The 15,176-nt window shown below is 67.3% G+C and carries 15 protein-coding genes; 5 read left to right on the top strand and 10 right to left on the bottom strand.

Annotation, left to right across the window (positions count from 1 at the left end; translation table 11 throughout):
* Positions 1–591: 591 nt before the first annotated feature.
* Genes AC50YM_RS09410 through pdhA form a run of 3 tightly spaced genes read right to left on the bottom strand, consistent with a single transcriptional unit; the run spans position 592 to position 4,240 of the window.
* On the bottom strand, positions 592–2,055 hold the full coding sequence (locus AC50YM_RS09410) for a dihydrolipoamide acetyltransferase family protein (RefSeq protein WP_494956682.1): 1,464 nt from the start codon (positions 2,053–2,055) through the stop codon (positions 592–594).
* Positions 2,052–3,062 carry an alpha-ketoacid dehydrogenase subunit beta gene (locus AC50YM_RS09405; protein WP_494956681.1) on the bottom strand — a complete coding sequence of 337 codons (1,011 nt, stop codon included), beginning with the start codon at positions 3,060–3,062 and terminating at the stop codon, positions 2,052–2,054. Before AC50YM_RS09405 ends, AC50YM_RS09410 begins: the two co-directional genes overlap by 4 nt.
* The gene (pdhA, locus tag AC50YM_RS09400; protein ID WP_494956680.1) at positions 3,062–4,240 is read right to left on the bottom strand and encodes a pyruvate dehydrogenase (acetyl-transferring) E1 component subunit alpha; all 1,179 of its coding nucleotides are present in this window, start codon (positions 4,238–4,240) and stop codon (positions 3,062–3,064) included. Before pdhA ends, AC50YM_RS09405 begins: the two co-directional genes overlap by 1 nt.
* A 195-nt stretch (positions 4,241–4,435) precedes the next feature.
* Between pdhA and AC50YM_RS09395 the strand changes: the two genes are divergently transcribed.
* Complete coding sequence (locus tag AC50YM_RS09395) at positions 4,436–4,909, top strand: Lrp/AsnC family transcriptional regulator (protein WP_494956679.1); 474 nt, start codon at positions 4,436–4,438, stop codon at positions 4,907–4,909.
* A 142-nt stretch (positions 4,910–5,051) separates the two neighbouring features.
* On the opposite strand, the gene AC50YM_RS09390 is transcribed toward AC50YM_RS09395, so the two are convergent.
* Together AC50YM_RS09390 and AC50YM_RS09385 are read right to left on the bottom strand one after the other, a co-directional pair.
* Positions 5,052–6,671, bottom strand: a complete 1,620-nt coding sequence (locus AC50YM_RS09390; protein WP_494956678.1) for a monocarboxylic acid transporter — start codon at positions 6,669–6,671, stop codon at positions 5,052–5,054.
* Positions 6,668–7,048, bottom strand: a complete 381-nt coding sequence (locus AC50YM_RS09385; RefSeq protein ID WP_494956677.1) for a DUF485 domain-containing protein — start codon at positions 7,046–7,048, stop codon at positions 6,668–6,670. Before AC50YM_RS09385 ends, AC50YM_RS09390 begins: the two co-directional genes overlap by 4 nt.
* A gap of 238 nt (positions 7,049–7,286) precedes the next feature.
* Between AC50YM_RS09385 and AC50YM_RS09380 the strand changes: the two genes are divergently transcribed.
* Genes AC50YM_RS09380 through AC50YM_RS09365 form a run of 4 tightly spaced genes read left to right on the top strand, consistent with a single transcriptional unit; the run spans position 7,287 to position 11,137 of the window.
* Positions 7,287–8,504 (top strand): sensor histidine kinase, encoded by a 1,218-nt coding sequence (locus AC50YM_RS09380; protein ID WP_494956676.1) that lies wholly within the window; start codon positions 7,287–7,289, stop codon positions 8,502–8,504.
* 35 nt (positions 8,505–8,539) lie between these two features.
* Positions 8,540–9,259: a LytR/AlgR family response regulator transcription factor gene (locus AC50YM_RS09375; RefSeq protein ID WP_494890308.1), complete on the top strand. Its 720-nt coding sequence runs from the start codon at positions 8,540–8,542 to the stop codon at positions 9,257–9,259.
* Positions 9,256–9,663, top strand: coding sequence for a DUF485 domain-containing protein (locus tag AC50YM_RS09370; RefSeq protein WP_494956675.1), 408 nt, complete (start codon positions 9,256–9,258; stop codon positions 9,661–9,663). Before AC50YM_RS09375 ends, AC50YM_RS09370 begins: the two co-directional genes overlap by 4 nt.
* Positions 9,664–9,670: 7 nt before the next feature.
* Positions 9,671–11,137 carry a sodium/solute symporter gene (locus AC50YM_RS09365; protein ID WP_494956674.1) on the top strand — a complete coding sequence of 489 codons (1,467 nt, stop codon included), beginning with the start codon at positions 9,671–9,673 and terminating at the stop codon, positions 11,135–11,137.
* Between the two features lie 6 nt (positions 11,138–11,143).
* On the opposite strand, the gene AC50YM_RS09360 is transcribed toward AC50YM_RS09365, so the two are convergent.
* From AC50YM_RS09360 to tsf, 5 genes are all read right to left on the bottom strand, one after another.
* Complete coding sequence (locus AC50YM_RS09360) at positions 11,144–11,722, bottom strand: DivIVA domain-containing protein (RefSeq protein ID WP_494956673.1); 579 nt, start codon at positions 11,720–11,722, stop codon at positions 11,144–11,146.
* 75 nt (positions 11,723–11,797) lie between these two features.
* On the bottom strand, positions 11,798–12,718 hold the full coding sequence (locus tag AC50YM_RS09355; RefSeq protein WP_494956672.1) for a phosphatidate cytidylyltransferase: 921 nt from the start codon (positions 12,716–12,718) through the stop codon (positions 11,798–11,800).
* Positions 12,718–13,275, bottom strand: a complete 558-nt coding sequence (gene frr, locus AC50YM_RS09350; RefSeq protein ID WP_494956671.1) for a ribosome recycling factor — start codon at positions 13,273–13,275, stop codon at positions 12,718–12,720. The genes AC50YM_RS09355 and frr overlap by 1 nt, the downstream gene beginning before the upstream one ends.
* Positions 13,276–13,388: 113 nt before the next feature.
* On the bottom strand, positions 13,389–14,126 hold the full coding sequence (gene pyrH, locus AC50YM_RS09345) for a UMP kinase (RefSeq protein ID WP_494956670.1): 738 nt from the start codon (positions 14,124–14,126) through the stop codon (positions 13,389–13,391).
* A 181-nt stretch (positions 14,127–14,307) separates the two neighbouring features.
* Entirely contained in the window at positions 14,308–15,144 is an 837-nt protein-coding gene (gene tsf / locus AC50YM_RS09340; RefSeq protein WP_494956669.1) for a translation elongation factor Ts, read from the bottom strand.
* Positions 15,145–15,176 lie beyond the last annotated feature (32 nt).

Here is a 15,176-nt window from a genome sequence, read left to right as displayed (position 1 = left end):
AGGCACCCGGCACCCAAGCCCCCTGGCCCGGGCACCCGGCACCCGGCACCCGGCACCCACGGCGCCCCCTGAGGACCGGGCGCCCCGCAATCCCGGCCTGGACCCGCGGGCCCTTGGGCGCTCAGGGGGCACATTGACACGGACACGCCGTCGGGAATGGCGCCAATAGGCAATTCCGGACCCAAAGTGCCCCCGGACGGAGACAACCCGCCAACAGTTGCCGCCCGGGTTAAGAACTCTGGCCCCCGCGAATAGGGTCCACAGCCACGCCCCCGGGCACGCACCCGGCACCCGGCACCCGGCCCGGGTACCCGGCACCCACGGTGCCCCCTGGGACCGGGCGCCCCGCAATCCCGGTCTGGACCCGCGGGCCCGCGGGCCTGAGCGCTCAGGGGGCACATTGACACGGACACGCCGTCGAGAATGGCGCCAATAGGCAATTCCGGACCCAAAGTGCCCCCGGACGGACGCTGCCCGGAGAGACCACGCAACCCCTGCAGGCCCAACAACCGGACAGAACCCCGGGGCACACAAAAACTGCCGGCCGCCCTTTCAGAAAGAGGCAGCCGGCAGCCGTGCGTTCAGGGTCCCTTAGACCATGGCGAGGGCCATGCCCGGATCGGACAGGATGGCGCCGAGGTCCTGCAGGAATCGTGAGCCCTGCTCGCCGTCGACCAGTCGGTGGTCAAAGGACAGGCTGAGCGTCATGACCTGGCGGAGCGCCACCTCGTCCTTGTACTCCCAGGGCATCTTCCGCACCGCACCCAGGGCAAGGATGGCGGCCTCGCCCGGGTTGAGGATGGGCGTCCCCGCGTCGATGCCGAAGACGCCGATGTTGGTGATGGAGATTGTTCCCCCGGAGAGCTCCGCCGGGCTGGTCTTGCCCGCGCGCGCCGTGTCCGTCAGCTCAGTCAGTGCCGTGGAGAGCTCCAGAAGGGACTTCCGGTCGGCGTCCTTGATGTTCGGCACGGTCAGCCCGCGCGGTGTGGCTGCCGCGATGCCCAGGTTCACGTAGTTGTACTGGACGATCTCCTGGTTCGCCTCATCCCACCGTGTGTTCAGCGTGGGGTGGTTCTTCAGCGCGATCAGCACGGCCTTGGAGACGATGGTCAGCGGCGTGAGCTTGTAGCCGGCAAACGCCCGGCTGGCCTTGAGCCGGGCCAGCAGCTCCATGGTCGGGGTGACGTCGATGGTCAGGAACTCCGTGACGTGCGGGGCGGTGAAGGCACTGGAGACCATGGCAGCGGCGGTGAACTTCCGCACACCCTTGATCGGGGCCCGGGTTTCCCGCTCGCCCTGTGCCGGGGCCTGAGTGGAAACTTCCGCGAGGTCGCGGGACGCGACCGGAAGGTCTCCCCCGCCGACGAAGTTGCGGACGTCGTCCCGGGTGATGAGCCCGAACTCCCCGGTGCCGGTGACCAAGGCGAGGTCGACGCCGAGATCCTTGGCCAGCTTGCGCACAGGCGGCGTGGATCGCGGGCGCTCCGCCGACTCGGTAGCGGGCGCGGACGCGGGCATGGTGGTGATGCGCTCGGCTGCCGGAACGGCCGGAGCCACCGCGGTCGGCGGGGCCAGCGGGGTCACCGGGGCCACCGGGGCCACCGGAGCCACCGCAGCCACCGGTGCCGGCGCGGCGGCCGCTGGGGTGGCGAAGTTGCGGGTGCGGCGGGCCGGCCGGCCGGAGCTTTCCAGGACAGCGCCGTAGCCGACGAGGTTCGGTTCGCGTTTGGCGGCAGCCCCGTCCGCGGCAGCCCCGCCTGTGCCGGGGCCGGACCCCGCAGCCGAGCCGGGACCGCCGTCGTCGCCCTCCACCTCGAAGGAAACGATCGGCTTTCCGACCTCCACTACGGAGCCGGGCTGTTCGTGCAGGGCCGCGACGACACCGGCGAACGGCGAGGGAAGCTCGACGACGGCCTTGGCCGTTTCCACCTCTGCGATGATCTGGTTGAGGGCGACGGTGTCACCCACCGCGACCTTCCACGCGACGATTTCCGATTCCGTGAGACCCTCACCGAGGTCCGGCAGCCTGAATTCCTTGATCATGGTGGCGCTCATCCTTCCAGCCCGCTCAGGGAGTTGGGGCGTCCCAGGGCACGGTCGACGCCGTCCAGGATCCGGTCCAGGCTCGGGAGGTGGTGCATTTCCACCTTGGAGTACGGGTACGGGACGTCGAAGCCGGTAACCCGGACCGGGGCCGCCTCGAGGTGGTAGAAGCAGCGCTCGGTGATGCTGGCGGCAATCTCGGCGCCGAGGCCGCCGGTCTGGGAGGCTTCATGCGTGATGACGAGCCGGCCGGTCTTCCGGACCGAGGCCTCCAGGGTCGCGAAGTCCAGCGGGGCGAGTGAGCGCAGGTCGATGACCTCGATCGAGATGCCCTCGTCGGCGGCGGCGAGCGCGGCGTCCCTGGCGGTCTTGACCAGCGGGCCGTACGCAAGAAGCGTCACGTCCTTGCCTTCGGTGATGACACGGGCCTGCTCCAGCGAAAGGGCGGCACTGAGGTCAAGGGACTCGTCCACCTCGCCCTTGTCGTGGTAGCGGCGCTTGGGTTCGAAGTAGAGCACCGGATCATCCGAGGCGATGGCCTGCTGGATCATCGTGTGGGCGTCCTGCGGGTTGGAGACGCTGATGACGCGCAGACCCGAGGTGTGGGTGAAGTAGGCCTCGGGTGATTCGGAGTGGTGTTCCGGAGAGCCGATGCCGCCGCCGAACGGCACGCGGATGGTGATGGGCATCTTGACCGCACCCTGGGTGCGGTAATGCATCTTGGCGACCTGGCTGACGATCTGGTCGAACGCCGGGTAGATGAAACCGTCGAACTGGATCTCCACTACGGGGCGGTAACCACGGTAGGCGAGGCCGACGGCGGTCCCCATAATTCCGGACTCGGCCAGCGGGGTGTCCACGACGCGGTGCTTGCCGAAGTCCTTCTGCAGGCCGTCGGTGACCCGGAAGACGCCGCCGAGGGCGCCGATGTCCTCCCCCATCAGGATTACCTTGGGGTCGTTCTCGAGGGACTTGCGCAGGCCCGAATTGATGGCTCGGGCAAAGGTCATCTGTGTCATCAGCGTGCACCTTCTTCAGTAGCGGCTTCCGCGGGATCGCCGAAGGAGGCCAGGTAACGGGAATAGTGGTCCTGCTGGCGGTCCAGCGGGGCGTGCGGCGTGCTGTAGACGTGCTTGAAGATGTCCAGCGGCTGCGGATCGGGCATGTTGATGGTGCCGGCCCGCAGTGCCTTGGCGACGGCGTCCGCTTGGGCTGCGACGGCGGCTTCGAGTTCCCCGGTGAGCAGTCCCTTGCGGTCCAGCAGGGTCTTCAGCCTCGCTATCGGGTCCTTGGCGGCCCAGTCCTCGAGTTCGTTCGCGTCCCGGTAGCGGGTGGGATCATCCGCCGTCGTGTGCGGACCCATCCGGTAGGTGACGGCCTCGATGAAGGTCGGTCCACCGCCATGGCGTGCACGGTCGAGGGCGATGCGGGTCGCAGCCATCACGGCCAGGACGTCGTTGCCATCCACCCGCATGCTGGGGATGCCGAAGCCCGCCGCACGGTCCGCGATCTGGATGTGGGACTGCAGCCGGACCGGCTCGGAAATCGCCCAGTGGTTGTTCTGGCAGAAGAAGACCACGGGGGCCTGGAAGCTGGCAGCAAACACCAGGGCCTCGTTGACATCTCCCTCGCTCGTGGCGCCGTCGCCGAAGTAGGCCACCGCGACCGAATCGGCGCCGTCGTTCTGGATTCCCATCGCATAGCCGGTGGCGTGCAGCGTCTGGGCGCCGATGATGATCTGCTGGGTGGCGACGTTGACCGTAAAGGGGTCCCAGCCGGCCAGGGCGTTGCCCCGCCAGGCTTTGACGATGTCCTCCGGGTTGACCCCGCGGCAGTAGGCCACGCCGTTGTCGCGGTAGCTGGGGAAAACGAAATCGTCGTCACGGAGGGCCCGCGCCGAACCGATCTGGGAGGCCTCCTGGCCCAGCAGCGGCGGCCAGAGGGCAAGTTCACCCTGGCGCTGCAGGGCGGTCGCTTCGGCATCGATCCGGCGGATGACCACCATGTCTTCGTAAAGCGCGCCAAGCTGCTCGTCGGTGACGTCCTGGACCCAGGGGTCGAACTCGGGATGGCTTACGCGTTCACCCCCGGGGGTGATGAGTTGGACGAGATCCCCGCCCGACCGCCTGTTGGATTCTGCACTGTTCCCGGGCCCGCCGGCGGCAATGCCGCCTTTGCCCGCGTCGTCGGTAAACACTGTTGTCCGCACCTTCTGACGTCGTCTGACCGGAACTCGCAGGACTCGTGATCCCGTCGCGCACCGACCGGCCGGGCGCCGTTGCCCCGGATAATTGTGACCCTACTCACAATGCTCATTGGGTACAACCACCCCCGAATAAATTGAGCATTCTGCACTGTCAGGCACGCGACCACCGTGCTAATCTTGCGCATTATGCAACCCTTGGATGGCACCGACACCCGCCTGCTTTCGGCCATGGCCCGCGACCCCCGACGGACGGTCGTGGCACTGGCGCAGAAGCTGGGATTATCGCGGAATACCGTGCAGGCCCGGATGGCCCAGCTGGAGAAGAAGCACGTCTTCCTGTCCTTTGAGCGCCGCATCAATCCGGCCTCGCTCGGCTACCCGCTGATGGCCTTCATCTCGGTGCACGTCCAGCAGCAGAAGCTAGGCACGCTGGCGGTGGAACTGGCCGATATTCCGGAGATCCTGGAGGGCTACGGCCTGACCGGTTCGGCGGATCTGCTGCTCCGGGTGGTCGCGCTCGACGCCGAGGATCTGTTCCGGATCAACGGCAAGATCCTGGCCTGCGGCGGGGTGGACCGGACCGACACCGCCCTGGCCATGAGTGAGATGATCCCGTTCCGGATCCAACCGCTGCTGGAGCGCGGCTCGGCCGACAGCTGACGCCCGCCGGATAGCCCGTGCCGAAAGGATTGAAACGGCGGCCCGGCCAGGCACTTCGAACCGCAAACAGCAGGAGCCCCCGCGCGGTTGCACGGGGGCTCCTGCTGTTTCTCAGCCGGCGGGTATCACCGGCGGTTGGTGCTTAGTGGTCGGTGGCCTTCTCGGCGCCCACACCCGTGAGGGAGCGGACTTCCATTTCGGCCTGCTTCGTGGTGTCTTCCAGCCGCTTGTCCAGCACCGAACCGAGCCAGCCCAGGAAGAACGCGAGCGGGATGGAGACGATGCCGGGGTTGCTGAGCGGGAAGATGGCGAAGTTGGCACCCGGGATCATGGACGTCTTGGCCCCGGAGACCACCGGGGACAATGCGATCAGGAGAATCGCCGATCCCAGCCCGCCGTACATGCTCCAGATCGCGCCCTGGGTGGTGAACTTGCGCCAGAACAGGGAGTACACGATGGTGGGCAGGTTGGCCGAGGCGGCGACGGCGAAGGCCAGGGCCACGAGGAACGCGATGTTCTGTCCGTTGGCGAAGATACCGCCGGCGATGGCCAGGATGCCGATCACGATGACGGTCTTGCGGGCCACCTTCACTTCGGTATCCGGGTCGGCCTTGCCCTTGGCGATGACGCTGGCGTAGATGTCATGCGCAAACGATGCTGCCGCGGTGATCGTGAGACCGGCGACGACGGCCAGGATGGTTGCGAACGCCACCGCCGAGATGAAGCCGAGCAGCAACGGCCCGCCGAGGTGGAACGCCAGCAGCGGAGCGGCGGAGTTGACGCCGCCCGGGGCGGACTTGATGGTATCGGCACCCACCAGCGCCGCAGCGCCGTAACCGAGGACCAGGGTGAACAGGTAGAACAGGCCGATCAGCCCGATGGACCAGACCACGGACTTGCGGGCTTCCTTGGCGGTGGGCACCGTGTAGAAGCGCATCAGCACGTGCGGCAGGCCCGCAGTGCCGAGGACCAGGGCCAGGCCGAGGGACATGAAGTCGAGCTTGGAAGTCTCGCTCTTGCCGTACTGCAGGCCCGGGTTGAGGAGGTTCGGGTTGCCCGAGGTCTCCACCGCGCCGCCCAGCAGGTCGGAGAGGTTGAAGCCATAAATGGCAAGGACCCAGAAGGTCATGACCGCGGCGCCGGCGATCAGGAGCATGGCCTTGATGATCTGCACCCAGGTGGTGCCCTTCATGCCGCCGATCAGTACGTACATGATCATCAGGGCGCCGACGACGATGATCACCAGGGCCTGTCCGCCCCAGTCGCTGATGCCCAGGAGCAGGGAGATCAGGCTGCCGGCTCCGGCCATCTGCGCCAGCAGGTAGAAGAAACAGACCACAAGGGTGGAGATGGCCGCCGCGATGCGCACGGGGCGCTGCCGGAGACGGAAGGAGAGCACATCGGCCATGGTGAACTTGCCGGTGTTGCGGAGCAGTTCGGCGACGAGCAGCAGGGCCACGAGCCACGCGACCAGGAAGCCGATGGAGTACATGAAGCCGTCGTAGCCGTTGATCGCGATGGCGCCGGTGATCCCCAGGAACGAGGCTGCCGAGAGGTAGTCGCCGGCGATGGCGGTGCCGTTCTGCGGACCCGTGAAGGACCGGCCGGCGGCGTAGTAGTCGGCTGCCGACTTGTTGTTGCGGCTGGCCTTGATCACGATGATCATGGTGACCGCCACGAACAGGCCGAAGATGCCCATGTTCAGCAGCGTGGTTTCCTTGAGGGCCGCAACATCCACGGCCGCGGGAATCATAAACGTCATTTGTTAACCCCGCTGATCTGGTTGCCGTGCTTGTCGAATTCATGGCCCGCGATATCGTGGCGGATTTCCGCGGCGATCGGGTCGAGCTTGCGGTTCGAGTAGCTGACGTACGCGCCGGTGATGGCGAATGTGGTCACGAACTGGGCCAGGCCCATGATCAGGCCGATGTTGATGTTGCCCCAGACCTTGGTGGACATGAACTCCACCGCGTAGTCGGCCAGCAGGACGTAGGCGAAGTACCAGAGCAGGAATGCAATGGCCATCGGAAAGACAAAGCTGCGGTGACGTTTGCGCAGTTCCTGGAACCGCTCCGTCGATTGGACTGCTTTGAAGTCCACGGCCGCCGTAACGTCCGGTTCTTGGGCTTCGTTACCCATCGTTCCTCCTCATTGAGAGTTGTGTGTCCACACCGGCTGCCCTGGTTGCTCCCAACAGCCCACCGGCCAATGTGACTGCAATCACTGTCTCGCGTGATGGGACTTACATTCCATAACCGCCGCGCTCTGCGTCGCTCAGCGGTTGCGACGATGCGCTCAACGGCACGATCTGCACAGCCGGCGCCGCCGTCGTGCACTCTTCGGCCTCGTCCCGCCGGCGCCGCGATACGCTGGGCCCATGCCCGACTCTCCCCTGTTCATCGCCGCCGCCATCGCCGTGATCGCGGCAGCAATCGCCGTCGTCGTCGCCGTCGGACTCAAGGTGCTCCGGTCCTTCCGCGAGCTGGGCACCGACGCGGAACGGGCGACCTACAAAACCCTGCACACGGCGTCGCGCGCGGGTCAGCATCTGCGGACCGGACTCAATCCGGCCGGTGCCGCCAAAGCCAGCCGGCAGCTGCGCAGCCTGCTGGGCTGCGACGCGCTGGCGATCACCGACACCACGGGCGTGCTTGCCTGGGACGGGGCCGGGGAGGAGCTGAAGCCGCTGCTGATGCAGCTCGCTGCCGGAGTGCTCGACGGCGGCCACACTGCCGTGATCCCGGCCGGTGAAGTGCAGGAACTCGCCCGGGCCGGGGGCGCCGTTGCGACCCGCACAGATGTGGAACGCGCCGCGGTGATCGCCCCGATCAGGGCCGGGACCCGGGTGGTCGGCGTCGTGGCCGCCTTTGCCCCGGCAGCCGGCGCCGGGCTGGTCCGTGCCACCAGCGAGGTGGCGGACTGGGTGGCGGCGCAGGTGGAACTGGCCGAACTCGACGCGTCCCGCACGCTGCTGATGGAGGCCGAGGTGCGCGCGCTCCGGGCCCAGATCAGCCCGCACTTCATCTACAACTCCCTGAACGCGATCGCCTCCTTCATCAACACCGACCCGGTCCGGGCCCGGGAGCTCGTGGTGGAGTTCGCCGACTTCACCCGCTACTCCTTCCGCCGCCACGGGGATTTCACCACCCTCGCCGAGGAGCTGCGCTGCATCGACCGCTACCTGCTGCTGGAGCGTGCCCGCTTCGGGGACCGCGTGCAGGTGAGCCTGCGGATCGCACCCGAGGTGCTCAGTACCGTGATCCCGTTCCTGAGCCTGCAGCCGCTGGTGGAAAACGCGGTCCGGCATGGCCTCGAGGCCAAGGAGGGCCCCGGCCACATCTCCATCACCGCCAACGACTCCGGCGCCTTCGCGGAGGTGACCATCGAGGACGACGGCGTGGGGATGGACCCGGAGCACCTCCGGGCGGTCCTTGCCGGGCACGCCGACGGTGACCATGTCGGGCTGCGCAACGTCGATACCCGGCTGCGCCAGGTCTACGGCGACGAGAACGGCCTGGTGATCGAGACAGCACCCGGCGAGGGCACCCTGATCACCATGCGCGTCCCCAAGTCCCAGCCCCGCCACGACGCCTGATAGGGCCCAAACGCGTCCGGCGTTAGTCTAGATCCATGATTAATGTCCTCGTCGCCGACGACGAGCTGCCCGCCGTCGAGGAACTGGCCTTCCTGCTTGGCCGGGATGACCGGATCGGCACCATCCACCGGGCCTCCTCGGGGGCCGAGGCGCTGCGCGCCCTGGAGGTCGAGGACGTCGACGCCGTCTTCCTCGACATCCACATGCCCGCGCTCTCCGGCCTCGACATCGCCCGCGTCATCGCGCGCAGCAGCAAGCCGCCCGCCGTCGTGTTCGTCACCGCCGATGAGGACTGCGCCCTGGAAGCCTTCGAGCTGGCCGCCGTGGACTACCTGCTGAAACCGGTCCGGGCCGAGCGCCTGGCGCGGTCCATCGGCCGGATCAGCGAGCTGCTCAAGGACGGCGCCCCGCGGCCGGAAATGATCACCGTGGACCTGGGCGGGACGACGAAGATGATCCGCCGCGAGGACGTCACCTATGTCCAGGCGCAGGGCGACTATGCCAGGCTGCACACCGCGGACGCGAGTTACCTCATCCGTGTTCCGCTGGCCGACCTGGAACAGCAGTGGGCCGATGCCGGGTTTATCCGGATCCACCGCTCCTACCTGATCGCGCTGAACCACGTCAGCCACATGAAACTTGCCGCCGCCCGGCCCAGCGTCACCGTGGCCGGCGCTGAACTGCCCATCAGCCGGCGGCACCTGCCCTCGGTGCGGGAAAAGCTTGAGGCGACCCGGATCCGGCCGCAGGCATGACCCGGGTCCGGGTCACCGCCCCCCGCAGCATCACACCAGGGAGCATCACGCCGGGCAGCACGTCGCTGGGCAGCGCCGTACTGCCCGGCGCACGGTCGGCCGCCGATTCGCGCGACGCTGCGGAGGAGTCCGACGCCGGTCAGGTGTTTGTCCGCTCGCTGATCCGCACGCAGCTGCGGCTGGGGGTGGTGGTGGCCGCGGGTTTCCTGCTGATCCTGGTCGCGTTCCCGCTGATGCTGGGACTCGTCCCCGGACTCGCGCAGTCCACGATCGCCGGACTGCCCTTCGACTGGGTACTGCTGGGCGCCGGGATCTATCCGGTGGTCGGGCTCAGCGCCTGGCTCTACGTCAGGACGGCGAACCGGAACGAGGCCCGCTACCGGGACCTCACCGGGGACAAATGAGGCGCGCATGAACCCGGTTGTCGGCGTCGCAGCCTTCGCCGCCGTCTCAGTGGCCACCGCCGTCATCGGTTTCTACGGGCTCCGGATTTCGCGCACCACCGGGGATTTCTACGTGGCCTCACGGACCGTCAGGCCGTGGTGGAACGCCTCGGCGATCGGCGGCGAGTACCTTTCCGCGGCGAGCTTCCTGGGCGTCGCGGGGCTGATCCTGCTCTCCGGCACGGACGCCCTGTGGTTTCCGGTGGGGTACACCGCCGGGTACCTGATGCTGCTGCTCTTCGTCGCAGCACCCCTGCGCCGCTCCGGCGCCTACACGATTCCCGATTTCACTGAAGCGCGGCTCGACTCCCGGACGGTCCGCCGCGTCACGAGCGTCGTCGTGGTGATGGTCGGCTGGCTCTACATCGTGCCGCAGCTGCACGGTGCGGCGCTGGCCATCCGGATCAGCACCGGGCTGCCGGCGTGGGTGGGACAGGCGGCGGTGGTCGCCGTCGTCTGCATCACCGTGGTGTCCGGCGGAATGCGGTCCATCACCTTCGTCCAGGCCTTCCAGTACTGGCTGAAACTGACGGCGCTGGCCGTGCCGATCCTGTTTATCGCGTTCAGCCTGGCGGGTTCCGGAACGTCCGCCGTGGCGGTGGCGACAGCGAATCCCACGGCCGTCGCCCCGGCCGGGCTGTACCAGAACATCTCGCTGCTGGTGGCGCTGCTGTTCGGCACCCTGGGCCTGCCGCACGTGCTCGTGCGTTTCTACACCAACCCGGACGGGCAGTCGGCCCGCCGGACCACCCTGATTGTGCTGGGCCTGCTCTCGGTCTTCTACCTGTTCCCGACGGCGTACGGGCTGATCGGCCGGATGTTCGCCCCGGAACTGGCGCAGAGCGGGCAGGCCGATGCGCTGGTGCTGCTGCTCCCCGGGCAGCTCATTGGCGGGGTCGCCGGTGACCTGCTCTCCGCCCTGGTGGTGGCCGGGGCGTTCGCCGCGTTCCTGTCCACGACCTCCGGGCTGGTGGTCTCCCTCGCCGGGGTGATCAGCCAGGACCTCTTCGGCGGCAGCGTGCGCGGCTTCCGGTGGGCGGCCGTGATCTCCGCGGTGGTTCCGCTGGGATTCGCTTCCATGACGGGGTCGCTCGCGCTGGCCGGCAGCGTGGGCATGGTGTTTGCCTTCACCGCCTCCACGATCTGCCCGGTGCTCCTGCTGGGCATCTGGTGGCGCGGGCTGACCGACACCGGGGCCATCGCCGGGATGGCCACGGGTGCGGTGTTGTGCGGCGGGGCGATGGTGGGCGGAGCCGTACTGGGGGCCGGCGGTTCACAGGCGTGGCTGGCGCAGCCCGCGGCGTGGACCGTGCCGGCGGCGTTTGCCGTGATGGTCCTGGTCTCCCGGGCCACCAGGCACCGGGTGCCGCGGACGATCACCCGGCTGATGACGCGGCTGCACACCCCGGAACGGCCGCTGGTCACCGAGCGCTGACGCCGTTCAGTCGATGGCGGCCATGAGTTCGACGACGCGGTCCAGGAAAGCATCGACCTGGCTTTCCTCATAGCCGTCCTTGCCGACCGTGGGGCGGAAGATGGCGCGGCGGACGTTGTCCACACTCAGCGGCTTGTCCTCCTCGAGGTAGCCGATCAGCTCGTAGCAGAGGTCGTCCACATCCGTGGTGTTGTAGCTGCGCGCCTTAGCTTTGGCCGGGCGCCGGAAGCGCTGGCCGTCGGGGCGGTGCAGCCGCCCGCGCAGCAGGCCGGCGAGCCGGCCGATTTCGCGGAGCCAGGCCTCCTCGCCGCGTTCGGCGACGAGTTCGTCGCGTTCGCGCCGGGCGAGGGCGTCCTCCAAGCGGTCCAGCGCGGCGTCCACCCCGGCGGCGGCGTAGCCGCCCTTAACCGGGTCGAAGGACACTGCGCGGACGTCCGCGCTGTTGACCGGCCGCGCGGCGGACTGGGGAGTTTCGAACGACACCCGTGCACGCTGCATGAACTCGTCGACTTGCTTCGCGTTGTAGCCGTACTGGGTCCGCTCCACGCGGTCAAAAGAGGCAGGGATCTGCCGGTGAATGTCCACTGTAACTGTTGTTCCTTCGATGCCGTTCGGCTGGTTTGTCCGGCTCCATTCCGGGGCCGGGGTGGATCAGGGGCCTCAGACTCCGGCCATAACCGAGTAGAGGATGAACGCCACCGGGGAGGCGAAGACAATTGAGTCCAGCCGGTCCATGACCCCGCCGTGGCCGGGCAGGATGCTGCTCATGTCCTTGACCCCGAGTTCGCGTTTGACCATGGATTCGGAGAGGTCTCCGGCGGTGGCTGCCGCAACCATGCCCACGGCCAGCGCCACGCCGACCCACCAGGGCTTGTCCAGCAGGAAGATGGCAGCGAGCACTCCGACCACCGTGGCGCCGGCAATGGAGCCGGCGAAGCCTTCCCAGCTCTTCTTGGGGCTGATCTTGGGCGCCATCGGGTGCTTGCCCAGCGAGGCGCCGACCAGATACCCGAAGGTGTCGTTAGCGACCACCAGCAGCAGAAGGGTGGCAATCTGCCACGCACCGGGCGGTACCACGCCGTCGGGCCACGGTCCGACCGGCGTCGTGCCCACCACGGTGTGCAGCGGCAGTACCGCGAAGCTGATCAGGAACGGAATCCAGGCCAGGGTGAAGACACCGGCGAAGATGCTGCGCGCGGAGCCGGCTGCGCCCTCCAGGGACCGCCAGATCAGCACCGCGACGCTGCTGAGCATGATCGCGAACAGAAGGCTTTCGAGTCCGCCGAAGTAGGCGGCGGCCGGCATGGCGATGGTGCCCGTCATCACGGGAATGATCGGCAGCCTGGTGCCGGTCGTTTCCAGTGCCCGGAAGACTTCCCAGACGCCGAAAATCGCGAAGATGGTGACGATCAGCACGAACCCCAGCGGAAGGAGCAGCAGTCCGCCAAGGACGAAGATGAGCATGCCCAGCCCCACCGCGATCGCGGCGGGAAGATTCCTGCCGGCCTTGGGCGTCGGGTTCCTCCGTTGCCGCCCCCGCACCCGGACGCCCGCTCCGGGGTCCCCCTGTTCCTGCGCCATCAGACCTCGAGCAGCTCGGCTTCCTTGCGCTTGAGCAGCTCGTCGATCCCGTCGACATGAGCCTTGGTCATGGCGTCCAGTTCCTTTTCGCCACGGCTGCCCTCGTCCTCGCCCGCTTCGCCGTCCTTGACCAGCTTGTCCAGGGATTCCTTGGCCTTGCGGCGGATGTTGCGGATGGACACCTTGGCGTCCTCGCCCTTGGATTTGACGATCTTGACGTATTCCTTGCGGCGTTCCTGGGTGAGGTCCGGGATCGTGATCCGGATGACGCTGCCGTCGTTGGAGGGATTGGCTCCCACCTCGGAGTCGCTCAGGGCGCGCTCGATGTCCCGCAGCGCCGTCTTGTCAAAGGGGGTGATGAGGATGGTGCGGGCATCCGGGACGGCGAAGGAGGCCAGCTGCTGCAGCGGCGTCGGGGAGCCGTAGTAGTCCACGAGGACCTTGTTGTAGAGGCCCGGAGTGGCGCGGCCGGTACGGATCGAGGCGAAGTCTTCCTTGGCTACTTCAACCGCCTTGTCCATCTTGTCCCCGGCTTCGAGCAAGGTTTCTTCGATCACGGTCTCTCCTCAGAAATTGGTGCCCCCGCTGGCGGGGTGCTGCACGGTCATGGTTGCGGTCCGCCTGCCCCGGTTTCGGGGTGCGGAATACTCTGAAAACATCCTAGCGGTTGCTAGGGGGTGACGACGGTGCCCAGGTCCTCGCCCAAAATGGCCCTGGTGACGTTGCCTTCGCCTTCCATGCCGAACACCACCATGGTGAGCTTGTTGTCCTTGCACATGGTCATGGCGGTCTGGTCCATCACGCGGATGTCGCGGCGGAGGGCCTCATCGTAGCTGAGGGTGTGCAGCTTCTCGGCGGTGGGGTCCTTCTTCGGGTCGGCGGTGTACACCCCGTCGACGCCGCTCTTGGCCATCAGGACAACGTCGGCGTGGACCTCCATGGCGCGCTGGGCGGCCACGGTGTCGGTGGAGAAGTAGGGCAGTCCGGCGCCGGCTCCGAAGATGACGACGCGTCCCTTCTCCATGTGGCGGATGGCGCGGCGCGGAATGTACGCCTCGGCGACCTGGCCCATGGTGATGGCGCTCTGGACGCGGGTTTCGACGCCGGCCTGTTCCAGGAAGTCCTGGAGGGCCAGGCAGTTCATGACCGTGCCGAGCATGCCCATGTAGTCGGCGCGGGAGCGGTCCATTCCGCTTTGCGACAGTTCGGCGCCGCGGAAGAAGTTTCCGCCGCCGACGACGATCGCAACTTCGACGTCGGGGACTGCTGCGGCGATCTGCTTGGCCACGCCGCGAACGGTATCAGGGTCAACGCCCAATTTCCCGCCGCCGAAGACCTCGCCGGAGAGCTTCAACAGAACTCGGCGCCGGCTCTTCTTTGGCTGGGCTGAAGTGGTGACGGTTTCCATGGTGCCTTCCCGTTGGTGAACTCTGAGCTAGGTTATCGTGCTGGGGGCCAAAGACGTCATTCCGCCCGGACCCCGGTGCGCCCGGGACGCTGTCCCGGGCAAACCTGCGTGCATGCAAAAGGGGCGGCCACTACAGTGACCACCCCTCAGCATGTCTGACTACTGTCTGACTGGTGCCTGACTAGGAACCGACGCGGAACCGCGCGAACGCGGTGCCCTTGACGCCGGCCTCGGTGAGGACCTGGGCGACAGACTTCTTGGCATCCTTGGCGAACGCCTGGTCGAGGAGGACCTCGCCCTTGTAGAAGCCCGTGACACGGCCTTCCACAATCTTGGTCATTGCTGCCTCCGGCTTGCCTTCGGCCTTGGCAGTTTCCTCGGCGATGCGACGCTCGGACTCGACGAGGTCGGCCGGAACATCCTCACGGGAGAGGTAGTTCGGGGACATCGCGGCGATGTGAACCGCGACGTCGTGGGCCGCGGTAGCAGCTGCTTCGCCTTCGCCGTCAACAGCGAACAGGACGCCGACCTGGGCCGGGAGATCCTTGGAGGTCTTGTGCAGGTAAGCGTCGACCGATGCACCCTCGATGCGGGAGATGCGGCGGACAACAACCTTCTCGCCCAGTACAGCACCCCCTTCGACGACGACCTCGGACAGCGGCTTGCCGTCGACCTCGGTGGCCAGCAGAGTCTCGAGATCGGCAGCGCCGGACTCGACAGCAACAGCCAGGACCTTGTCGGCGAGCTGGATGAACTTGTCAGCCTTGGCGACGAAGTCGGTCTCGCAGTTGACTTCAATCATCACGCCAACGCCGCCGGCGACCTTGGCAGCAACCAGGCCTTCCGCGGTGGAGCGGCCTTCGCGCTTGGTGGCGCCCTTGAGACCCTTGATGCGGATGATTTCGATGGCCTTTTCGGCGTCACCGTTGGCTTCGTCAAGAGCCTTCTTGACATCCATCATGCCGGCGCCCGTGCGCTCGCGCAGAGCCTTGATATCAGCGGCAGTGTAGTTCGCCATGTGAACCCCTCTGTCTAGAAAATGTATGTGGT

This window comes from Pseudarthrobacter sp. RHLT1-30-1 (assembly GCF_059383415.1).
This window is presented reverse-complemented; position numbering and strand designations above follow the sequence as displayed.